This window comes from Micromonospora parathelypteridis, from assembly GCF_014201145.1.
GTDB classification, from domain to species: Bacteria; Actinomycetota; Actinomycetes; order Mycobacteriales; family Micromonosporaceae; genus Micromonospora; species Micromonospora parathelypteridis.
The window spans coordinates 607930-629902 of sequence record NZ_JACHDP010000001.1 but is presented as its reverse complement, the minus strand read 5'-3'; the positions used below and the strand labels follow the sequence as shown (position 1 = coordinate 629902).

Here is a 21973-nt window from a genome sequence, read left to right as displayed (position 1 = left end):
CACCGAGTCGGGATGTCGGTCCGTCGCTCTACGGTGTGGCCCGTGAACGCCGTTCATACGTACCGATATCTTCAGCCGTCGGCATTGAGGTGCCAGGGCTGGTCGACGTGGTGGCGCGCGGGGCATAGGTCGGCTGGTGACCGAGACCCGAAGGCTCGCCACCGTGCTGGCCGGATGATTCGTCACCCGGCTCCTCCTCGGGGTGGCGCGGATTCTTTGCCTTCTATACCGTTGCACGATCACGATCACGGGCGGCTACCTCCTCAAGAGGCCTGTCCCCGCGACGACATCGCGTAGGCGGTCGAAAGAGGGGTTCGTCGTGACCATGGACTCGCAGACGACCGGCCGGTCCGAGGCTGGCGAGGTCGACGCGGAGCAGAAGATCGACACGTCGGTGCCGCATTCGGCCCGGATCTGGAACTACTGGCTCGGCGGCAAGGACAACTTCGCGGTCGACCGCGAGGCCGGCGATCAGTACCGGCAGGTCTTCCCCGGCGTCGTGGACGTTGCCCGGGCCTCCCGACAGTTCCTGGTCCGTTCGATCCAGTTCCTCGCCGGTGAGGCGGGCGTCCGCCAGTTCCTCGACGTCGGCACCGGCCTGCCCACGGCCAACAACACCCATGAGGTGGCGCAGCGGATCGTGCCGGCCGCGCGGATCGTCTATGTCGACAGTGACCCGCTGGTGCTGGCCCATGCCCGTGCGCTGCTGGTCGGCACGGCCGAAGGCAGGACCGCCTACATCGACGGTGACCTGCACGATCCTGCCGCGGTCATCGCCGAGGCCGGCAAGACACTCGACTTCCAGCAGCCGATCGGCCTCATCCTCAGTGGCGTCATGGGCCACGTGCCCGACTACGAGACCGCCCGCTCGATCACGCGGCAGTTGCTGGCGTCGCTGCCGAGTGGCAGTTACCTCTCACTCAACGACGGCACGAGCCTGATCAGCGCCGAGATGCAGCAGGCGCAGGACGACTACAACGACAGCGGGGCCACCCCGTACACGCTTCGCTCGCCGGACCAGGTCGCCGGGTTCTTCGGCGGCCTGGAGCTGGTGGAGCCCGGCGTCGTGCCGTGCCCGCAGTGGCGACCCGACGACGCGGTCGACACACCTGTCGACATCGACGCCTTCGGCGGGGTGGGCCGCAAGCACTGAAACCAGCCCTAGAGGGCGCCGGACAGGTACTCCCGGCGTAGCTGCGGTTCGAACTTCTCAATCGCGTAGCGCAGCATGACCCGTGGCATCACCCGGTAGCGGTGGGCCAGGAACTCCTCCTCCGCGTCCCGGTCCCGGTTGCCCACCTCGCGCAGCATCCAGCCCACCGCCTTCCGGACGAGGTCGTGCGGGTCGTGCAGCAGCCGGTCGCTGAGCCGGAAGGTCCATTGAAAGTCGCCGGCTTTGATGAAGGCCAAGGTCGCCATGATGGCGATGCGCCGCTCCCACACGAGGCTCGACTCGGCCAACCGATCCAGGACGCTCCGGTCCTTGTCGATCAGCCAGGGGCCGACGATGTACGGCGCGGACGAGTCCACCAGGTCCCAGTTGTTGATGCGGCCGGTGTTGGCGAGGGTGATGCCGAAGATCCGACTCCGCTCCTGCTCGTCGCCCTTGGCGAACTTTCGCACCAGGATGAACAGCGAGGTCAGCCGCTCCTCGTGCACGCCATCGCCGAGCAGCTTCGTGGTCTCAGCCAGCGAGAGGTCGCGCCAGTACCGGGCGGCCACTCTGCGCAATTCCGGCACGGAGACACCAATGGCCCGGTCGCCCTCGCCGTAACCGCCGGGGATCATCTGCAAATACCGGCTCAATGCCTCGGCTCGACGCGGATCGGCGAGGCGGGCAAGTTCCTGACGTACGTCGACGCTGGTGGCCACGACCCTTCAAGCTACCGGCACCGGGGTTCAGCTCGACCCCGCCCGTGGTTACGGGGCCGGTTGCTCGGTCGGGGGGAGAACGCTCTGCACCGCCGCGCAGGGGTCCGTCGCCGGCTCGGCGGCGTGGATCGCCTCGGCGGCGCGGGCGGCGAGGTCGCGAAAGACATCGCGCTGCTCCTCGGGCAACCCGCCCAGCACGTGGTCCTCAGCGTGGGCGACCCGCCGCTCGGCCTCGGCGAGCGTCTGACGCCCGCGTTCGGTGGCCACGATCCGTCGGGCGCGCCGGTCCTGGGGATCAGGCTTGCGCTCGATGAGGCCGGCGTTCGCCAGGTCGTCGATGACGTACGTCAGAACGCTGCGGTCGATGGCCAGGCGGGCGGCCAGAGCGCCCTGCGTGGGCACTTCCTCGTGCACGACAACGGCCAGGATGTGGTAGCCCCGGCTGCCGTGCGGCAGGTCCTTGAGTAGCTCCTCGACGTGCTCGTGCCAGCGGCGCAGCACCATGCCCAGAGACCAACCGAAGTTCGAACCGCGCTTGCGGTCGGCCGGTAACTCGCAGGGGTCGGTCACGGACATATCCCGATGCTAGTGGGCGGGACGTTGATCATCATCCAGCATCAGGGCAGTCCAGGAATGATTGGGCTGGAAGATGTGTTGTCTGACAAACGTTAGGTGCAGAACATGATCGGTTGATCAAATGATCGCGTGGATGGTGGAGTGATGTCGGATTACGGGCACGAACTCCGGTTTGGGTCTTTCCTGACGCCGAGTGTGCAGGACCCGGACCGGGTGGTGGCGCTGGCCGAGCTGACCGAAGCGGCGGGACTGGACCTGGTCACCTTCCAGGACCACCCCTACAACGCGGAGTTCCTCGACACCTGGACCCTGCTGAGCTGGGTCGCCGCCCGCACGGAGCGGCTACGGATCTCGGGAAACGTCCTCAGCCTGCCGCTGCGCCCGCCGGCCGTGCTGGCCCGAGCCGCGGCGAGCCTGGACCGGTTGTCGCACGGCCGTTTCGAACTGGGCCTCGGGGCTGGCGCGTTCTGGGACGGGATCGAGGGCATGGGCGCTCGTCGGCTGACCGCAGGGCAGGGGGTCGCGGCCCTGCGGGAGGCGATCGACGTCCTACGCGGCGTCTGGGACCACACCGCCACCGGGCCGCTGCGGCTGGACGGGGCGTACTACCCAGTACCCGCCATGCAGCGCGGCCCCGCGCCGGCACATGACATCGACATCTGGCTCGGCGCCTACCAGCCGAAGATGCTGGCACTGACCGGCCAGAAGGCCAACGGCTGGCTTCCCACGCTGGAATACCTGCGGTCGCCGGACCGGGTGACCGCCAACCGGCTCATCGACGAGGCGGCCGTCGTCGCGGGACGCGAGCCCCGGGACATCCGGCGGCTGCTCAACCTGTTCAAGGTCGACGTCTCGTCGCGCGGCCGTGGTTTCCTTCAGGGGCCACCCCAACAGTGGGTCGACCAGCTCCTTCCGCTGGTTCTCGAGGAGGGGTTCAGCACCTTCCTGATCGGCCGCGACGACCCACGCCTGATCCAGACCCTCGGGCAGGAGATCGCCCCCGCGCTGCGCGAGGCGGTCGCCAAGGAGCGGGCGGGGAGCGGGGGCGGCGCCGGTCGGGTCCGCACGGCCGTCGCGCTGGCCGGGCGTCACCCGGGCCTGGACTACGACGCGCTGCCCACGTCGCTGGCCACCGGGTCCGTCGAGCCCGGTGACCCGGAGTACGAGCGGGTCCGCCACTCCCACAGCTGGCACGGAACACCAGCGCTGGTGCTCCGCCCGCAGACTGCCGCCGAAGTGGTCGATGCCGTGTCGTACGGCCGGACGCAGGACGTACCCCTGTCGGTGCGCAGCGGCGGGCACGGCATCAGCGGCCGGTCGACGAACGACGGGGGAGTCGTCATCGACATGTCGAGGATGAATAAGGTCGAGGTGCTCGACCGGGCGACCCGTCGGATCCGGCTGGAGCCCGGCGCCCGGTGGGGGCACGTGGCCCAGGCGCTCGCCCCGTACGGCCTGGCGATGAGCTCGGGCGACTACGGTGACGTGGGCGTCGGTGGCCTGGCCACCACCGCCGGCATCGGATACCTCGTCCGCAAGTACGGCCTGACCATCGACCACATCGTCGCCGCCGAGATCGTCACTGCGGATGGTCGCCTGCTCCGCGTCGACGGCGAGCATCACCCCGACCTGTTCTGGGCCGTTCGTGGCGCCGGCGGCAACTTCGGCGTCGTCACCGCCATCGAGCTGGAGGCGTACGAGGTCGGCAACGTCGTCTACGCCCAGCTCGTCGCGGACGCGACCGACACCGCCCCGTTGCTTCAGCGTTGGGGCCAGCTCGTCGAGGAGGCACCACGGGAGCTCAGCAGTTTCCTGTCCCTCTTTCCCGGGCGCCGTGGTAACCCGCCGACGGCCCACGTCACCCTCGTCTTCGCCGGAGACGACATCGAGGCGGCGCAGTCGGCTCTGAGCCCGTTCCTGGAGATCGGGCCGATTCTCGACCAGCAGGCGCAGCTTGTGCCGTATCCGGCGATCGTCGCGCCGCCCGGCGACCAGCATCGGGGTCAGGGGTTGAACGACACCCACAGCGGGCTGTTGCACCACGTCACACCGCAGGCGGCGGACCTCATGGCAGACATGATTCGTTCCGGTGACGTGATGATTCTGCAGTTCCGATCCGTGGGCGCAGCGGTCAACGACATCGCCAGTGACGCGACCGCCTACCCACACCGGAAGCAGAACTTCTCCGTGCTCGCGGCCACGGTCTCGGACCGCAGACCTCGACTCGACAAGCTGTGGGCCGCGCTGTATCCGCATCTCGATGGCATGTATCTCAGTTTCGAGGCCGACACCGATCCGGATCGCCTGTTGGACGCCTGGCCCGAGCCCACCCTCAGCCGACTGCGCGCGGTCAAGGCCACGTACGACCCGGACAACGTCTTCAACCGAAACTTCCCCATCCCACCGGCAACATCTCGGCGGCGGTCTGGGTCAGAAGGTGGTCTCGTTGGGTAGACCGAAGAAGTCGTGCCACTTCGCGCCGCCGAGGAAGCTGGTGCCAGTGGAGAGGCCGACGTAGACGTCGTTGAGGCTGCCCTTGGTGAAGGCGATGAGGTCGTCCATGCCGTCACCGTTGTAATCACCAAGATAGGGAAACTCGCCGGGCAGGCAGAAGAACTCGTTCCACTTGACGGTGGTGCCGACGAACGAGGTGCCGGTGGAGACGGCCGCATAGACGTCGGCGTCGGCGTCGCAGGTGAACGTGACGATGTCGTCGCGGCCATCACCGTTGATGTCGCCGACGCGCGGCTGCTCCGTCCCGACGGCGAACACGTCGTGCCACGTCTGCGCCGCCCCGAACGAGGTTCCCGTGGAGAGGGCGACGATGACGTCCGACGCGGCGACCGGGCCCTGGGTGAAGGTGATGATGTCGTCCCTGCCGTCGCCGTTGACGTCGCCGAGGGCCGGATACTCACCGGCGATCGAGAAGTACTCGTGCCACTTCAGCGCCGTTCCGGCGAACGACGAACCGGCGGACAGCGCGACGTACACGTCCCCGGCACCGTCATGGGTGAAGGCGACGATGTCGTCGCGGCCGTCGCCGTTCACGTCCCCCACCGCGGCGACCTCGGCATTCGGCGCGAACCAGTCGTGCCACTTCGTGGCGCCCGCGAACGACGACCCGTTCGACAGTGCCACGTACACGTCGGCGAGCGAGCCGTGGGTGAACGCCACGATGTCGTCGCGTCCGTCACCGTTGAAGTCCCCGGACAGCAGCGTCTCGTCGTTCAGTCCGAAGAAGTCGTTCCACTTCACCGACGTCCCGGCGAACGAGGAGCCGGTGGACGCCGACACGTACACGTCGTTGAGCGATCCACGGGTGAACGCGACGATGTCGTCGCGGCCGTCGCCGGTGAAGTCGGTCGGTGACCCTGCCAGATATCGGCCTCCCGAGCCGCCGGCGTTGACCAGGGAGATGTAGTAGTTCCAGTTCCAGTTCGGGCCGGGATCGGTGTGGTCGTTGCCGGGCATCTCGTTGTGCCCCCGGATCGCCGCACGGGTCTTCGGCAGCCCGTACTTGTCGCAGAGGTAACGGGTCAGCGCGGCGGACGACCGGTACATGGCATCGGTGAACCAGGCCGGGTTGTCCACGAATCCCTCGTGCTCGATGCCCAACGCGTACGGATTGGCCGAGCGTGCGTGGTAAGCCGTGTCTCCCTCGCGCACCATCTGGGTGATCTCACCGTTGCTCGATTTCACCACGTAGTGCGCGCTCACCCCCGCCGACGGGTTCTGGAACCAGCTGACCGTGCCGGCGTACGACCCCTGGGTCACGTGCACCACCACTGTGGTTATCCGTGACGATCGGCCGGCCTGGTAGTTGCCGCCGTAGGCGGACACCCACCGGGCCGGCGCGTACTCTGGCACGGCCGCCGCGGCGTTCGGACCGGCGGCGCCAGCAGGGGCGACTCCCGCATAGCGGCCGAGTTCGGGTCGGACCGGTTGCGGCGCGACCCGGACGGAGCCGGTCGCGAGACCGGAGCGCAGCAGGGCGTAGACGTGGTCGGCGTAGAGCCGGGCGGTCGAATCGTTGACGGCGGCGCTGTAGCGCGCCACGACCGGATACCAGGCGGACAGCCGGTCGCGTGCGCCGCTCGTCAGTCCTTCGTTGTCGGCCAGCTCGCGGAGCACCGCGGCACCGCCCCGGACGTTGGCCGCGGTGACCGAGCGCAGGCGGTCGATCGGCTCGCCGGTGAGCGTGGCCGCCCGCTCCAGGCTGTGCTGGGTGGGGTTACTGACGAGGTGCATGACCCCGTACCCATTGGCCTGGCTGGGGAGACCTCCGTGCCCGTCCAGCCGGGACTCCCCGTAGGCGACGGCGACCAGCAGGTCCCGGGGTACGTCGAACTCGGCGGCGGCCCGGGTGAAATCAGCGGTGAGCGAGCCGGGTGCCACGGGTCGGGCCGCGTTGGCCGGCGCGGCCGTGACCTGGGCGGCGAGTGCCGCCGCCAGAAAGAGGGCGCACGCGCGCCTGGTCAGTCGCATCGGGTCTCCCATCCGTGGGTCACAGCGTCGTCTCGCCGTTGAGGCCGAAGAAGTCGTGCCATTTGGTGGCGCCGAGGAAGCCAGTGCCGGTGGAGCGCGCCACGTGGACGTCGTTGGTGCCGCCCTTGGTGAAGACGATGATGTCGTCCTTGCCGTCTCCGTCGGCGTCACCGAGGTACGGGAACTCGCCGGCAAGACAGAAGAAGTCGTTCCACTTCACGGTCGTCCCGGCGAAGCCGGTGCCGGTGGAGGTGGCGGCGTACACGTCGGCGTTGGGATCGCAGGTGAAGGTGACGATGTCGTCCTTGCCGTCGCCGTTGATGTCACCGACGCGGGGTAGTTCGGTGCCGACGGCGAACAGGTCGTGCCACTTCTGCGCGGCGCCGAACGAGCCGCCGTTCGACAGGGCGACGATGACATCGCTGGCGGTGGCGGGGCCCTGGGTGAAGGTGATGAGGTCGTCGCGGCCGTCACCGTTGACGTCGCCGAGCGCGGGGAACTCACCGAACGGGCTGAAGTACTCGTGCCACTTGACGCCGGGGCCGAAGCCGGTGCCGGTGGACAGCGCGACGTAGACGTCGCCGGCGGGGTTGTGGGTGAACGCGACGATGTCGGCACGCCCGTCGCCGTTGACGTCGCCGACCGCGCCGATCTCGGCGCCCGGTGCGAACCAGTCATGCCATTTTTGGCCGCCGCTGAACGCGATGCCGGTGGAGAGCGCGACGTAGACGTCACCGGTGTTGCTGTGGGCGAAGGTGACGATGTCGTCCCGGCCGTCGCCGTTGACGTCGCCGGTGGAGGCGGTCTCTCCGCCGATGGAGAAGAAGTCGTTCCACTTCGCCGAGGTGCCGGTGAAGGAGCTACCGGTGGAGGCGCCGACGTAGACGTCGGCGAGGGCGTTCTGGGTGAAGCTGACGATGTCGTCCCGGCCGTCGCCGGTGACGTCGGTGGCGGACCCGCCGGCGATGGCGTGGGTACGGGCCGCCTCGTTGAGCTGGGTCCGGGCGGTGGCGGCGACCTGGTCGTACCGGTCGGGGAAGCCGGACCGTTGGACGCACTGGGCGACCTGGCCCGCGCTGTACCCCGGGTTGTCACGGTCGCAGACGATTGCCCGGGTGACGTACTGGGTGCTGGCGTAGACCGGGTCCATGATCTGCTCGGGAGTACCCCAGCCGTAGTCCCAGCGCTGCTGGAACACCCCGAGCGACGACTTGTCGCCACACGGCAGATTGTTCATGTGTGACTCGACCCAGCCCGCCTCGAACGCGGACAGGGTCACCTTGTCGTTGGCGTTGTGGGCGCGGGCGACCCGGTAGACGACCAGGGTCACCGCCGGGTCGCGGTTGGCGGGGATGGACGGGCAGGCCAGGGTGCCGATCGGGTCGGCGTGAGCCGGCGCCGCCGCGACGGTCGCCGCAGCGGTGCCGAGGGCGACCAGCAGGACCAGGAGAGTACGTCTCACGATGCTCCTCGCGAGGTCGAGTGGTCAGCCTGGTGGCGTCGCGCAACCGCCTCTGACCGGGAAATCGAATGCTGAGAGTTTCTTCAGGACGGTGATTGATGTCAATCTCTTGTGAAGATTTTCTTCATGACATCGTTCAAGGCGGGCAGGTATTGACATCGACGAGCGCCGCAGGTTTACTCGCCCGCAACCGATGTCCAACCGCGCACCGCGGCCATGACGAGCGCGTCAGGAAGGCCAGCCATGGGTATGCGTCGTCGCTCGCTCCTCGGTCGCGCCGCCGCGATAGGCGCAGCCAGCGCGGTCGGTGCCGTCGGCTCGGTGCTGGCGACGGCCGCTCCAGCCCAGGCGGCGGTGTGGAAGAAGCGGTTGACCGGCGCGGACCTCGACACCAACAGCCGCTGGCGGGTGGCCGGCACCGATCTGGGCATTCCCTACGTGCTGGAGAACGGGTCGATCGGCTACCTCTTCGGCGACACCTTCGACACGCCGTGGCCGGAGGGCCCGCCCCTGCCGAACGACTGGCGGTCACCGGTCATGTTGCGTTCCGCCGTCCACCCCGGCGCACCGGGTGGAGTGGTCTTCGACAGCGCGGCGCGGGTTGCGGGCAACGGCCGCGCGCCCGAACTGATGCACAACGGCCACCACGGCATCGGCATCGACGGTCTTCCCGAGGTGACCGTCATCCCCAACGACGGCATCAGCTTTCCGGAGACCGGTCGGCAGGTCATTTCCTACATGAGCATCGAGAACTGGAACTCCGCCGGCCCGGCCGGGCCGCAGTGGAAGTCCCGCTACGCGGGGCTGGCCTTCTCCGACAACGGCAACGACTTCATCCGTACTCCGCTGAAGTGGTGGAACAGTCCGGACAACAAGGATCCGTTCCAGATGTGGACGATGCAGCGCGACGGCGACCACGTCTACGTCTTCTCCGTGCGGTCAGGACGGCAGGACGGTCCGATGATGCTGCGTCGCGTCCGGTGGGACCGGCTGTTCTACCCGGAGTCGTACGAGGGGTGGGGCTGGAACGGCACGAACTGGGGCTGGGGACGGCCCTGCACACCCATCCTCACCGGCCGCTTCGGTGAGCCGTCGGTGCGCCGCCTGAGTGACGGGACCTGGGTGATGTCCTACCTGAACTGCCAGAACGGCTGTGTGGTCACCCGGACCGCTCCCGGACCCGACCGAGCTTGGACGGCGGAGAAGATCCAGGTGACGAGCTGGCAGGAACCCGCACTCTACGGTGGGTTCATCCATCCCTGGTCGAGTCGCGACGCCGACGATCTGCACCTGATGGTCTCGAAGTGGACTCGAACGCCGGACGGTCGCAGCACCGCCTACCACGTCAGCCAGTTTGTCGGCTCCGTCTGACGGGCTGTGCCGGAAGTCGGGGCAGCGGAGTGGTTAGCTGCACGGATGATCACTCCCGTTTCCCTCGGAACCTGGCCGACACCGCTGGAGGCCGCGCCCCGGCTCGCCGCCCGGCTCGGGTTGGCCGAGTTCTGGTTCAAGCGCGATGACCTGAACGGCCTCGGCGGAGGCGGCAACAAGATCCGCAAGCTGCAGTACACCTGCGCCGAGGCGATCGCCGTCGGCGCGACCACGGTGATCACCTCGGGGGCGCCGCAGAGCAACCACGCCCGGCTCACCGCTGCCGCCGCCGCGCGGCTCGGCCTCTCCTGCGTGCTGGTGCTCGCCGGCCCGCCCCCGGAGATCCGGCGCGGCAACCTGCTCCTCGACGGGCTTGCCGGCGCGGAGATCGTCTGGGGTGGGGACAGCCCGCTCGCCGAGGTGGTGGCGGTCGAGGCCCAGCGACGAGCGGCGTACGTCATCCCGTTCGGCGGCACCTCACCCGCGTCGACCCAGGGTTATGTGGACTGCGGCCGGGAGTTGCGCGCCCAGGTGCCGGACATCGACGGGACGGACGTCGTGGTGGCGCTCGGCTCCGGCGGGACGATGGCCGGGCTGGTGCGGGAACTGGGCGCGGGGCGGGTGATCGGCGTGGACGTCGGCGCTCTGCCGGACCCTCGCGCGACCGTCGCCGGGCTGCTCGTCGGCGAGGTCGAGCCGGGCGCGTTGCGGATCGACGGCTCGCAGGTGGGTGCGGGGTACCGCACGCTCACCGACGGGGCGCGAGCGGCGCTCGAGACGACCGCGCGGGACGAGGGGATCTTCCTGGACCCGACGTACACCGGTCGGGCGATGGCCGCGCTGCTCGCCGGCAGCTTCCCGCACGGTGACAAGGTCGTCTTTCTGCACAGCGGCGGCCTGCCGGGGCTCTTCGGCCACCCCGAGCTCTAGTCGGAGGGTGCTGTCCGGCCGGTGCCCTTCGCGGATTCTCACGAAGGGCACCGCGCCGAACCGCCAGCGGATCAGGCGCTGGCGAAGTGCTCGCGGTGATCGCTGACGAACTCGGCGAAGGTCCGCGGCTGCCGCCCGGTTATGCGGGCGACATGGTCGTTGGTGAAGTCGCCCCACCCGGAGCCGTAGGCGACCCGGTACTCGGCGAGGACCTCGGCCGACCACTGGTCGAGGCCCGCCTGGAGCAGATTGTCGCGCGCCTGCTCCGGGCTCTGCGGTACGTACCGCACCGGCTTTCCGAGCGTGCGAGTGAGCTCGTCAGCGGCCTGGTCCAGGGTGATGCTCTCCGGACCGGTCGGCGTGTAGATCATGCCTTCGTGCCGGTGGGGTGCGGCGAGGATCGCTGCTCCTGCGGCGGCGATGTCCCGTGCGTCGATGACACCGACCCGAGCGTCGCCGAAGAGCCCGTAGAGGTGCTCGCCGGCCTTGGAGCCGAGCAGGTTCTGCATGAAGTGGCTCGGTCGCAGGATCGTCCAGGAAATGCCCGAGTTCTGCAGTTCCGCGTCGGAGAGCGCGTGCAGCCGACCGTTGCGGGTCGGTGCGTCGTGCGCGGCGCCGATCGCGGAGAGCCGGACGATGTGCCGCACCCCGGCCTGCCGGGCGGCCCACACCGCGTTCATGCTCTGGCTGGGCGCCTGCGGGCCCATCGGAGTCAGCAGCCAGAGCGTCGACACACCCTCGAAGGCTGGGGCCAGCGTGGAGGGGCGGTCCAGGTCGCCGACGACGTAGTCGACGCCGTCGAGCTGGGGTGTGCGCGACAGGTCCCGCACGAGTGCGCGTACCGGCTGCTGCTGGCCGGCGAGTTCGCGCAGCACCTCCCTCGACACGGTGCCGTTCGTCCCGGTTATCAGAATGGTCATGGTTGTCCTCTCGGTCAGGCAGTCCGTGGTTGGGCCACCGGTCGCCGCCAGCGACGATATAGTCCAAAAGTTGTACCGTCCAATGATTGGACCAAGTTATGAAGCGCAGCACACTCAAGGAGCAGGACCCGGACCTCGGGATCCTGGCCGTTCAGCTCTCCGCACGCGTCCAGCGCGAGATCTTCCGGCGGTCCGCCGAGCACGGGTTCGACGACCTCCGGCCCCGCCACGGCGCCGTGCTCGCGTACCTGGACGAGGAGGGCACCCGCCCGGGCGAACTGGCCCGGCTGGCCGGGCGCAACAAGCAGACGATGGGCGCGATCCTCGACGAGTTGGAGCGGCTGGGCTACGTCCGGCGCGCCCCCGACCCCGCCGACCGACGGGCAAAACTGATCATCCCCACGGACCGCGGCCGCACATTCATGGAGCTCTCCGACGGCCTGGTGCACCTGATCGAGCAGAAGCTCTCCGACACGCTCGGTCCCGACCTCTACCGGGACTTCAGAACCGCGCTGGGCCGTGGCGTGGCGATCCTCCCGGCAACCGGTCACGACACCGAGGGCTGAGACGGCGCGCATCGGGTACGCGAGTGCGGCCCTGCGGCGAGCAGAGCCTCCGGGTCCACCGGAGTCAGCGCACCCGAGGAGCACCGACATGCCTATCGCGGGGCGGGCTCGACTCTCACCGAGGGTCTCCCTGGTGCTGCTGGCGTCGATTCTCGTGTCGTTCCTGGCCGCCTCGGCGGCCCCGACCCCGCTCTACGGGATCTACCAGGAGCGCTGGCACTTCTCGCCGGTCACGACCACCGTGGTGTTCGCCGTCTACGCCCTCGCGGTGCTGGGCTCGCTGCTCACGTTCGGCAAGTTGTCCGATCATGTCGGTCGACGACCGGTCCTGGCCGTCGCGATCGCGGTGCAGATGCTCTCGCTTGTCGTCTTCGTCTTCGCCAACGGCGTACCCACGCTGCTGGTCGCCCGTCTGCTCCAGGGGCTCGCCGCCGGCGCCGCCACCGGCGCGGTCGGCGCCGGCATGCTCGACATCGACCGCGCCCGTGGCACGCTCGCGAACTCGATCGCCCCCGGTATCGGAACCGGGAGCGGCGCCCTGCTCTCGGCGCTGTTCATCGACTTCCTGCCGGCGCCGACGCGCCTGGTGTACGTCGTCCTCCTCGTGATCCTCCTGGTCCAGCTCATCGGGGTCGCGCTGATGCCGGAGACGGTCACGCCGATGGCGGGAGCACGACGCAGCCTGCGGCCCGACATCACCCTGCCGCGGGCCGTGCGCGAGCCGGTCCTGGTCGTCGTTCCGGTGCTGTTCGCGGTCTGGGCGTTGGCCGGCTTCTTCGGCGCGCTCGGCCCGGCGCTCGTGCGCTCCCTCATGAACACGTCGATCGTGGTTGGCGGCCTGCTCCTCTTCGTCTTCGCCCTCTTCGGGTCGATCGCCGTTCTGCTGCTGCGCAACACCGCCGCGCGGACCGTGATCCTGACCGGAATCGTCGCGCTCATCCTGGGTATGGCCGTCACGTTGGTGTCGGTCATGGCCGAGACCATTCCGGGCGTCTTCGTCGGCGTCGCGCTCGGGGGCGTCGGCTTCGGAGCCGGTTTCCAGGGCAGCCTCAAGACGATCATGCCCCTGGTCGAGGCGCACGAACGCTCCAGCGTGCTCTCCCTGCTCTATGTCGTCTGCTACGTCGGCTTCGGTCTCCCCACGGTGATCGCCGGCTTCCTCGTGGTCTACGCCGGCGGCGTGCCCCGGACCGCCGACGAGTACTCCGTCGCCGTCATCCTCCTGGCCCTGGTGGCGCTGCTCGGGGTGCGCAGGGCCACCAGGACGTCGCCGGGCTGATGCCCGGAAGGCGGTAACCGGCAGAGACGCAAGCAGTAGCGTGATGATCGAGAGGGAGGCTGTGATGAGCCCGAGGAGTGCCCAGGGCGACGCGAGTGGCATGTCGAGCATCGACGTGAAGCTCGAGGTGATCGTCATTCCGGTGTCGGATGTCGACCGCGCGAAGGCGTTCTACGTACGCCTCGGGTGGCGGCTCGACCAGACACCGCCCGGCATCGTCCAGCTCACGCCGCATGGCTCCGGGTGTTCGGTGCAGTTCGGTCCAGGGCTCACGTCGGCGGCGCCCGGTTCGGCCATGGCGTACCTGATCGTCTCCGACATCGAGGCGACGCACGACGCCCTGGTGTCGGCCGGCGTCGAGGTCGGCGACATCTTCCACGTCAGCCCCGACGGCCCGGTCGACGGGCTGGACCCCGAGCGGCGCAGCTACGTCTCGCGGGCCACGCTGCGCGACCCGGACGGCAACACCTGGCTGATGCAGGAGATCACCAGCAGGCTTCCCGGGCGTATCGAGGGTGGCCTGACGTCCTTCGGCTCCGCGAGCGACCTGGCGAGCGCACTCAAGCGCGCGGAGGCCGCCCACGGCGAGCACGAGAAGCGCACCGGCGAGCGGGACGACAACTGGCCCGAGTGGTACGCCGCGTACATGGTGAGCGAGCAGTCGGGCGCCAAGCCTCCCGAGTGAGCCCTGGCAACGCGTAGCGTCGGGTCGGTCGGCGCGGAGCCACCGTGTCCGTCCGGAAGGTCAGTGCGCCGGCGGCGGTGGGAAATCGGGTTCGGTTGGCCGGCTCGGTTGGGCAAGATAGCCGGATGATCCTGGCAGGACGAGACGGTGGGGCTCCGTCGACGCGATCGGCGGTGGGGGAGGCCACGCAACCCTCCACTGTGCGGGCTGCGGTTGCTGCCGCAGCCGTCGGCCGGTGGGAGGCGCTGCAGCATCTCGTCGAGGTGCTGCTTGCGGTCGACGCCATCGGTGCGGAAGCGGGGTCCCGGTCGGCGTTGGCGGTGGTGGCCGCGGATCCGGCGTTGGTGGTACGGCTCGACGCCAACGTGCGCCGGGGGCCGTCGTGCGGCCCGTACACCGAGCCCGCGTTGCAGCGGGTTGCCCGACGCTTCACGGATGCGTCCTCGGGACCGCTGGCGATGGCGTTGGCCAGCATGCACGGCGACGGGCGGATCCGGGAACGCGCGGTGGCGGCGATCCTGGTCCGGCCAGGCCCGGAGATGATGCCGTTCCTGGTGCTGCGCGCCGGCGACTGGGTCACGCCGGTTCGAGAACGGGCGCGCGCCGGGCTGGCGATGCTGCTCTCCGAGGACCCTGGCACCTGGATTCCGGCGGTGCTGCCGACAGTGCTGCGTCTGGACGAGCGGTTGCGTGGTGGCTTCGCGGTCAACCAGGTGCGGGCGGCGATGTTCGCGATGACGGCGCAGGTCTGGCGTGGCCTCCTCGGCTCGGGCAGTCCGCGGGAGCGTCGCTTCCTGTTCCGAACCGGCATCGCGCAACGCTGGCTGCCTCTGCCCGACCTGGTGGCGTACGCGCTGACCGACCGGGATGTGGTGGTCAGGTCCGTGGCGGCGGAAGCCGCGTGCCGTGAGGCGGTCTGGACCCGCCGCCCCGACGTTCTTCGCCGCCTGGCCCGGTCGACCCGCAGCGAGGTGCGGGTGGTCGCGTTGACCGGCCTGGTCCGTGGTGGTCACGACGGTGAGGTCGCCGCGTACCTGGACGACGACGCCCCCCTGGTCCGAGCGGTGGCGCGGGACGCGGCCCGGCGACTCGGAGTGGACGCGCGGGAGCACTACCGGCACGCGGTCGGCACCGACGACCCGCCCCCGGGGGCGATCGCCGGACTTTCCGAGATCGGTTCTGCCGTCGACGCCGCGCTGTTGCGGCCGTTGCTCGCGCACCGGTCGGCCAGGGTTCGCGCCCAGGTGGTCCGTGCTCTGCGCCTGCTGGACGCTGTGGTGGCGGCTGAGTTCGCCGCACTGGTGCGGGATCCGTCACCGGCGGTGGTCCGGGAGGTCGCCACCGCGCTGCGGCCGCTTGCGGGCGCTCTGCCCCCGGATCTGCCGTGGCAGCTGCTGGCCGACACCCGGGTGGAGCTACGCCGAGCCGGTTACCGGCTCCTGCACGGCCGCGGCATCGACGTCGCGTTGCGCGCAGGCCTGATCGCTGCCCTTGACGTCGATCCGCGCCTGGCCGAGCGCGGTAGGGCCGACGTGACGCGCCTGGCTCGGGACCATGCACGAGCAACCTGGCGGCTCACTCCTCGTCCGGAATTGCGGGTCTCCGGGGCCGAGCACGCCGACCTCCGCGCGCTGGCCGCCCGAGCGGCGTCGACCCTTGGAGAGGACACCAGCGAGCAACTCGTCGAATGGCTGACGGCTACCCGTCCCGGCGTGTGAACGCGCCGCTCGGCACGCTGCCGTCCCGCTCCCCATCGACCATGCCAGGGCCCGGTGGTCGTCCCGCCTGGCCCGAGCCGGGCGATGTTTCAGTGTGACGTCCGGTTCCTGGTGCGGGGTCTCCTGGCGCGCCGCCCGGACGGTCAGCGCAGCCCGCGGATGAGGTTGGCGACCAGGGTGCGGGCGAAGTCCTCGGTGAGCGGCAGGTCGGGCACGAGGAGCCGGTGGTAGCAGGCTCCCCAGAGCTGGTCGACGACGGATTCGGGGTCGATGTCGGCGCGTAGCTGCCCGCGGGCCATGGCTCTGTTGAGTGCTTCGACGGCGAGGGCGCGGCGGGGGCCGGAGTAGCGCTGGCGGTAGGCCGCTGCCAGCTCGGGGTCGGTCTGCGCCTGCGCGATGAGTTGACTGATGACCCGCCCGGCGGAGGTGTCCCGCAGGAGGTGAACGAAGGCGACCAACTGGTTGGTGAGGTCGGCGACGATGTCGGCGGTGTCGGTGAAGGCCAGCGTGGGTGCGACGACGGTGAAGTAGCCGTCCAGAGCGAGGGCGCCCTTGGAGGGCCACCACTTGTAGATCGTCATCCGGCTGGCCCCGGCGTGGGCCGCGACCTTCTCGATGGTGAAGCCGGCCATGCCCTCTGCCAGCAGGAGGTTGCCGGCGGCCGTGAGGATCTCGGCCCGTACCTGGTCGGCGGGCCGGCGGCCCCGACCCCGGCGGGGTGAGGTGTTGGCATCAGGCGTGAGGTGGGCCACTGGTCCTCCGGTTATATGGACAGCGTGTCTTCATCCTGGTTATATGGACACAGCGTACACAGCGACTTCTCGCAGCCGCGATCCACGGCGGCAGGACCGAAGGAGACGAGACATGACGGGTCTACGACGGCGACGGTTGGGTGTCTCCGGGCCAGAGGTGTCGATCATCGGGCTCGGCGCGATGGGCATGTCGGACCTGTACGGGCCGGCGGACGAGGCCGAGAGCGTCGCGACGCTGCACGCGGCAATCGACGCCGGTGTGAACCTGATCGACACCGGGGACTTCTACGGCTCGGGTCACAACGAGATGCTGATCGGCCGGGTGCTGCGGGAGCGTCGTCGGGAAGATGTGGTGGTCAGCGTGAAGTTCGGTGCGCGCCGGACGCCGGACGGCGGGTTCCAGGCGGCACCGTACGACGTGTCGGCGGCGGCGGTGAAGGACCGGCTGGCGTACTCGCTGCGCCGACTTGGCACCGACTACATCGACATCTACCGGCCTTCCCGACTCAACCCGCAGGTGCCGGTGGAGGAGACCGTGGGCGCACTGCGCGAGATGCAGGAGGCCGGCTACATCCGGCACATCGGGCTCTCCGAGGTGAGCGCGGACACCATCCGTCGAGCGGCGGCGGTGGCACCGATCAGTGACCTCCAGATCGAGTACTCGCTGCTGTCCCGTGGCCCCGAGGCCACGATTCTGCCGGCGCTGCGGGAACTGGGCATCGGGTTGACCGCCTACGGGGTGCTGTCGCGAGGTCTGCTGAGCGGACACTGGTCGGCGGATCGCGCGCTGACCGGTGGGGACTTCCGGGCGAACAGCCCGCGCTTCCAGGGGGAGCACCTGACCGCGAACCTGCGCCTCGTGGACGCGCTCGGTCGGGTCGCGCAGCGGTTGGGGGCAACCACGAGCCAGGTGGCGATCGCCTGGGTGGCGGCCCAGGGCGAGCAGATCGTGCCGCTGGTCGGCGCGCGGCGGCGGGAACGGCTGACCGAGTCGCTGGCCGCGATCGACCTGGTGCTGGACCGGGAGGCGTTGGACGAGATCGAACGGGCCGTGCCGGCCGGCGCCGCCTCCGGTGAGCGGTACGCGACGGCGATGATGGCCAACCTCGACAGCGAGAAGTGACGCGGTCAGGGAGCTGAGCGCCAGATCCAGTTGCGGCGCTCGTAGAGCGGCACCAGCCCGGCGCGGCGCAGGTTGTTCAGTGACGGATTCTGCGCACCGGGCGAGGGTTTCCCGGTTTCGGCGAACAGCCACCGAGAACCTGCCTCCGCCGCGGCCAGGGCGCGGGCGGCGATCAGCGCCGACTGCGCCCCGAGGCCACGGTGAGCGGGTGCCGTCGCGGCGGCGTTGAGCGAGGCCGACTCGCCGTGCAGGAACAGGTTGCCGCCGGCCACCAGGTCACCGTCGTCCCACGCCGCGTACGGTCTCCAGGCCGGCTCGCCGACCGTCGCGGCCAGCATGTCGGTGAGCCCACCGCTCGGCATGCCGAACCCGGAGATCAGCACGTCGGCCCAGCGCTCCGCCTCGGCGGCCGGCACGGGGCCGACGCGCAGGCGAGTCGGGCCCGCAGCGACGTCACCGGGCAGGGCGGCGAGCTTGACCCAGGTGCTTCCCGGCTTCAGCCCGCGGGCGGCGGCGACCTCGTCGAAGCCCGTCGGCAGCACCGACGGCACAAGCTGCAGGACAGCCTGGTCGATGCCGTGCCCCCGGTAGAAGTCGAGGATCCGGTCCAGGGTCTGCACCGTGAACGGCTCGGTGATGCCGAAGCCGAGCGCCTTGCTCCAGTACCCGCCGGACGGATCGTTGCGCATGGCCAGGGCGACACCGCCGCCGATGCGCGTGGTCGAGATCCCGAGATCGGTGTACGCGGGCCTGGGCGCCTGCGACTCGTAGGAGTACATGAATTCGCACTCCACGCCTTCGGCGAGTGGGGTCAGGTCGGCTGGCTCGGTCATCAGGCGATTGTCGCCTTGTACCGATCCCAGGCCCGCACCAGCTGCATCCGGTTGTGGATGCCCAGCTTGTGGTAGACCGATCGGAGCTGGGTGTCCACGGTGTGGAAGGAGACGAAGAGGCTTCCGGCCGCCTCCTTCTTCGTGGCGCCGGCGGCGAGCATCTCGGCCACCCGCTCCTCGGCGGGGGTGAGCGTGAGCATGCCCCTGCGTAGCGACTCGTCGACCGAAGGTAGGCGGTGCCCGGTGGCGGCGAGCTCGACGCATCGCCGGTCAGCTATCGACTGGTCGCCGGGGGCGCCGATCCGGGCATAGAGGGCCGCCGCCTCGTGTGCGGCATCCCAGGCCTCCACGGGCCGCAGCCCGGCGGCGTTCGCGAGGTCGAGCAACGCGTCGGCCAGCGCCGGCGACGCGGCGGTCGTACGCAGCCCGTCGACCGCCGACCGCAGCGCGTCCGGGTCGCGATCGAGTAGACCCCTGGTCTGCGCGGCCAGCGCGTGCCACAGGGGGACCGGGGTACGCGTGGCCACCAGCTCGACCAGCTCGGTGACCCGGCGGGCCGCCCGAGCGTCGCCCGCCGCCACCGCCGCACGCACCAGTCGAGGGCCGAACTGGGGCACGGGCAGGAGTGGCCGGACCGACCGGTGCAGGTCAGCGACGACTCTGTTGAGCAGGCTCGCCGGCTCGCTGAGGGCGGGGTCGCGGACTGCGACACAGAGCGCGGAAGTCCACATCGTACTGTCGGGCCACTGTCTTTCGGTGAGGCACCTGCCCAGGACGCCGCGTGCGGCGTCGTGGTCGCCACGGCGGTAGCGAACCTCGGCGATCACCGCGACCAGCAGGGCACGCACCTCCTGGCTGATGTCCACCGCGCCCGAGTCGAGCGTCGTGACGGCCAGCGCGCCCGCCTCGGGCAGCTCCCCCACCGCGACCATGCGCAGGCAGTCCAGGGCGGTCAACCTGCTGCTGGCCGGAGTATCGGGCGACGCGGTCTCGTCGGTCCCGCTCCGCGCGTCCTGGTGCCGACCCAGGCCGAGTTGCACCAGGATCCGTTCGGCCCGGATGGACGCGGCGTCCTTTCGGGCCGCCCAGGCGTCGGGGTCCAGGGCTGCCAGCACGGCGTGGGCCCCCGGTAGATCCCCGTGCGACAGCGAGCGGGCGGCCCGACCCAGGGCGAGGTGACGAGCGGACGAATGGTCACCCGATGCGGCGTGAGCGGTGCCCGCGTCACGGAGGAGGGCGTCGGCGTCCGGATGGCCCGTACGCGCCGCGATGGCGGCGACCATGGCGAGCACAGTGCTTCGGCTCCGGGCATCCAGTCTCTGGTGCAGCGCCCCCCGCAGACCGGCGAGGGCGACCGACGGCTGCTCCAGTGCCGCGATCTGTGTCAGGCGACCGAGCAACTGGGCGCGCTGACGGTCGCCGCTACGATTCGCGGCGATCTCCGCGGCCAGGACGCGCAGCGCCTCCGTCCCGCGCCCGGCGAGCCGGAGCTGATCCGCCACGGCGAACAGTCGGTGCCGTCGTTGCTCAGCATCGCCGGCGGTGTCGTCAGCCGGGAGTGGTCCGGCGTTGAAGGATGATTCGGACAATGGCGTTCTCCCCGGTGGTTACCCGGCGCGTCGAAATGCCGTCCTGCGACCGAGCCTAGCCATGGCGTCCGGAGCGGGCGACCAGATCGACGAACCGGCGGGATTGCGCTGAATGGCCCACGCCGTCCGGGATCTGACCTGCCGCAATGGCGCGATCACGTGATGCGACGGCACCGGCTCGGCACCGATCATCGAATGCATGGCCCACTCGACCAACCTGCCCGGTGTGCGCCGGCTGCGGGTCGTACTCCTGGTCCTCGTCGTGTTCGCCAGCACCGGGGCGGGCGGACACGCTCCGCCGTGGACCCGCCTGGTGCTGCTGGCGACCGCGGTGGCGGTCCCCGCCGCGATCGCGGTCCAGCACGGCTGGCCGGCGGTACGCACCCTGCTGGGGCTGCCGTCCCGGCTACGCCTACGAGGCGGAACCGTTGCCACGCCCAACCCGATCCAACCGGAGTAAGGAGACAGCGATCATGGCGAACAGCGATCCTCAGCCGCGACGCGGCGACCAGGGCAGTGCGCCCTTTGCGGGCCGTAACGTCGAGGTCGAGCGGCAGAACCCCGATCTGTTGGTGCCGCCGACGACGGACAGCCGGCTGGTGCCCAACCTCAAGTTCTCGTTCTCGCAGGCCCACACGCGGGTGGAGAAGGGCGGCTGGACCCGGGAGGTCACCAGCCGTGATCTGCCGGTCGCCAGCCAGTTGGCCGGCGTCCAGTTCGGCCTGGAGCCGGGCGCGTACCGGGAGATCCACTGGCATCAACAGTCCGAGTGGGCCTACATGCTCAGTGGCAGTTGCCGGATCAGCGCGGTCGACCACGAGGGTCGCAACTTCATCGAGGACGTCAAGGCAGGCGATCTGTGGTTCTTCCCGCAGGGCGTGCCGCACAACATCCAGGCGCTGGCCGACGGTGCCCAGTTTCTGCTCGTCTTCAACGACGGCGCCTTCTCGGAGAACAACACGTTCCTGCTCAGCGACTTCTTCGCCCACACACCGCGGCACATCCTGGCGAAGAACTTCGGCTGGACGATGGAACAGATGGAGAACCTGCCCGAACGGGAGAAGTACATCTTCCAGGGCGACGTCCCGCCGCCGCTGCAACAGGACCGGGTGATCAGCCCCACCGGTGACATCCCGCGCAGCTTCAAACACCGGATGACCGCCCAGACCCCGCAGCGTTTCCGCGGTGGAACGGTCCGCGTCACCGACTCGACCAACTTCGCCGCGTCGGTGACCACCGCTGCCGCCCTCGTCGAGGTCGAGCCCGGGGGAATGCGTGAGCTGCACTGGCATCCCACCACCGACGAGTGGCAGTACTACATCTCCGGCACCGGGCGGATGGGCGTCTTCGCAAGTCAGGCCGCCGCGCGGACGTTCGACTTCCAGGCCGGCGACGTGGGGTACGTGCCGTTCGCGTACGGCCACTACATCGAGAACACCGGCGACGAGCCTCTGGTGTTCCTGGAGATGTTCCGGCATCCCCGCTTCGAGGACATCTCGGTGATGCAGTGGATGGCCAACACGCCCCACGAGATCATCGCGGACACGATCAACGTGCAGAAGTCCATTGTCGACGAACTGCCGAACACCAAACAGTCCCTGGTCTGAGGCCCGTAGCGCACGCGGGGGTCGGCTCCGCGGTGGCAGCGCCCATCACCGTGACCGTTGATGATCACGGTCGCAGTGGCAGGGCTGCCCCCGTGTGCGAGTCGGCCCTCGCACGGCTTACCGCGGCTGACTGCGGCGACCTGGTTGACCAACGAACTGTTCATGTCGCGGTCCGGTGCCGAACACCCGGCCGGACCTGCGCGTT

General features: G+C 69.8%; 19 protein-coding genes. 11 read left to right on the top strand and 8 right to left on the bottom strand.

From position 1 onward, the window contains the following. The first annotated feature begins 325 nt into the window (after positions 1-325). A complete protein-coding gene (locus tag HNR20_RS02655) occupies positions 326-1153 on the top strand; it encodes an SAM-dependent methyltransferase (RefSeq protein WP_184187863.1) in 828 nt (275 codons plus the stop codon). Between the two features lie 8 nt (positions 1154-1161). Here the strand turns inward: HNR20_RS02655 and HNR20_RS02650 are convergent, their stop codons facing one another. Together HNR20_RS02650 and HNR20_RS02645 are read right to left on the bottom strand one after the other, a co-directional pair. Beyond that, positions 1162-1872, bottom strand: a complete 711-nt coding sequence (locus HNR20_RS02650; protein WP_184176158.1) for a DNA alkylation repair protein — start codon at positions 1870-1872, stop codon at positions 1162-1164. 48 nt (positions 1873-1920) lie between these two features. Beyond that, positions 1921-2448 (bottom strand): MarR family winged helix-turn-helix transcriptional regulator, encoded by a 528-nt coding sequence (locus tag HNR20_RS02645; protein WP_184176156.1) that lies wholly within the window; start codon positions 2446-2448, stop codon positions 1921-1923. A 144-nt stretch (positions 2449-2592) separates the two neighbouring features. Between HNR20_RS02645 and HNR20_RS02640 the strand changes: the two genes are divergently transcribed. Continuing rightward, on the top strand, positions 2593-4902 hold the full coding sequence (locus HNR20_RS02640; protein WP_184176154.1) for an LLM class flavin-dependent oxidoreductase: 2310 nt from the start codon (positions 2593-2595) through the stop codon (positions 4900-4902). On the opposite strand, the gene HNR20_RS02635 is transcribed toward HNR20_RS02640, so the two are convergent. Then, positions 4879-6933 (bottom strand): N-acetylmuramoyl-L-alanine amidase, encoded by a 2055-nt coding sequence (locus HNR20_RS02635; RefSeq protein WP_184176152.1) that lies wholly within the window; start codon positions 6931-6933, stop codon positions 4879-4881. The two genes, HNR20_RS02640 and HNR20_RS02635, sit on opposite strands and share 24 nt — an antisense overlap. A 19-nt stretch (positions 6934-6952) precedes the next feature. Beyond that, positions 6953-8395, bottom strand: coding sequence for an FG-GAP repeat domain-containing protein (locus HNR20_RS02630; RefSeq protein WP_184176150.1), 1443 nt, complete (start codon positions 8393-8395; stop codon positions 6953-6955). Positions 8396-8638: 243 nt separating this feature from the next. Between HNR20_RS02630 and HNR20_RS02625 the strand changes: the two genes are divergently transcribed. Then, the gene (locus HNR20_RS02625; protein WP_184176148.1) at positions 8639-9766 is read left to right on the top strand and encodes a glycoside hydrolase family 183 protein; all 1128 of its coding nucleotides are present in this window, start codon (positions 8639-8641) and stop codon (positions 9764-9766) included. Between the two features lie 45 nt (positions 9767-9811). Then, positions 9812-10696, top strand: a complete 885-nt coding sequence (locus HNR20_RS02620) for a pyridoxal-phosphate dependent enzyme (protein ID WP_184176146.1) — start codon at positions 9812-9814, stop codon at positions 10694-10696. A gap of 71 nt (positions 10697-10767) precedes the next feature. Here HNR20_RS02620 and HNR20_RS02615 read toward each other — a convergent pair whose 3' ends face one another. Further along, entirely contained in the window at positions 10768-11616 is an 849-nt protein-coding gene (locus HNR20_RS02615; RefSeq protein ID WP_184176144.1) for an SDR family oxidoreductase, read from the bottom strand. An 86-nt stretch (positions 11617-11702) separates the two neighbouring features. Here HNR20_RS02615 and HNR20_RS02610 point away from each other — a divergent pair, with 86 nt between their 5' ends. From HNR20_RS02610 to HNR20_RS02595, 4 genes are all read left to right on the top strand, one after another. Beyond that, positions 11703-12182: a MarR family winged helix-turn-helix transcriptional regulator gene (locus tag HNR20_RS02610; protein ID WP_260321774.1), complete on the top strand. Its 480-nt coding sequence runs from the start codon at positions 11703-11705 to the stop codon at positions 12180-12182. 88 nt (positions 12183-12270) lie between these two features. Continuing rightward, complete coding sequence (locus tag HNR20_RS02605; protein ID WP_184176140.1) at positions 12271-13461, top strand: MFS transporter; 1191 nt, start codon at positions 12271-12273, stop codon at positions 13459-13461. 64 nt (positions 13462-13525) lie between these two features. Beyond that, the gene (locus HNR20_RS02600) at positions 13526-14146 is read left to right on the top strand and encodes a VOC family protein (RefSeq protein ID WP_184176138.1); all 621 of its coding nucleotides are present in this window, start codon (positions 13526-13528) and stop codon (positions 14144-14146) included. Between the two features lie 125 nt (positions 14147-14271). Continuing rightward, positions 14272-15864 carry a hypothetical protein gene (locus tag HNR20_RS02595; RefSeq protein ID WP_184176136.1) on the top strand — a complete coding sequence of 531 codons (1593 nt, stop codon included), beginning with the start codon at positions 14272-14274 and terminating at the stop codon, positions 15862-15864. A 143-nt stretch (positions 15865-16007) separates the two neighbouring features. Here HNR20_RS02595 and HNR20_RS32595 read toward each other — a convergent pair whose 3' ends face one another. Continuing rightward, a complete protein-coding gene (locus tag HNR20_RS32595) occupies positions 16008-16616 on the bottom strand; it encodes a TetR/AcrR family transcriptional regulator (RefSeq protein WP_229687497.1) in 609 nt (202 codons plus the stop codon). Between the two features lie 112 nt (positions 16617-16728). Between HNR20_RS32595 and HNR20_RS02585 the strand changes: the two genes are divergently transcribed. After that, positions 16729-17739 (top strand): aldo/keto reductase, encoded by a 1011-nt coding sequence (locus HNR20_RS02585; protein ID WP_184176133.1) that lies wholly within the window; start codon positions 16729-16731, stop codon positions 17737-17739. Between the two features lie 5 nt (positions 17740-17744). Here HNR20_RS02585 and HNR20_RS02580 read toward each other — a convergent pair whose 3' ends face one another. Then, positions 17745-18572, bottom strand: a complete 828-nt coding sequence (locus HNR20_RS02580) for a GNAT family N-acetyltransferase (RefSeq protein ID WP_184176131.1) — start codon at positions 18570-18572, stop codon at positions 17745-17747. After that, a complete protein-coding gene (locus tag HNR20_RS02575) occupies positions 18572-20161 on the bottom strand; it encodes a helix-turn-helix transcriptional regulator (protein WP_184176129.1) in 1590 nt (529 codons plus the stop codon). Before HNR20_RS02575 ends, HNR20_RS02580 begins: the two co-directional genes overlap by 1 nt. Before the next feature lie 199 nt (positions 20162-20360). Between HNR20_RS02575 and HNR20_RS02570 the strand changes: the two genes are divergently transcribed. Beyond that, on the top strand, positions 20361-20621 hold the full coding sequence (locus HNR20_RS02570) for a hypothetical protein (RefSeq protein WP_184176127.1): 261 nt from the start codon (positions 20361-20363) through the stop codon (positions 20619-20621). Between the two features lie 13 nt (positions 20622-20634). Beyond that, positions 20635-21768, top strand: a complete 1134-nt coding sequence (locus HNR20_RS02565) for a cupin domain-containing protein (RefSeq protein ID WP_184176125.1) — start codon at positions 20635-20637, stop codon at positions 21766-21768. The last annotated feature ends 205 nt before the right edge of the window (positions 21769-21973 follow it).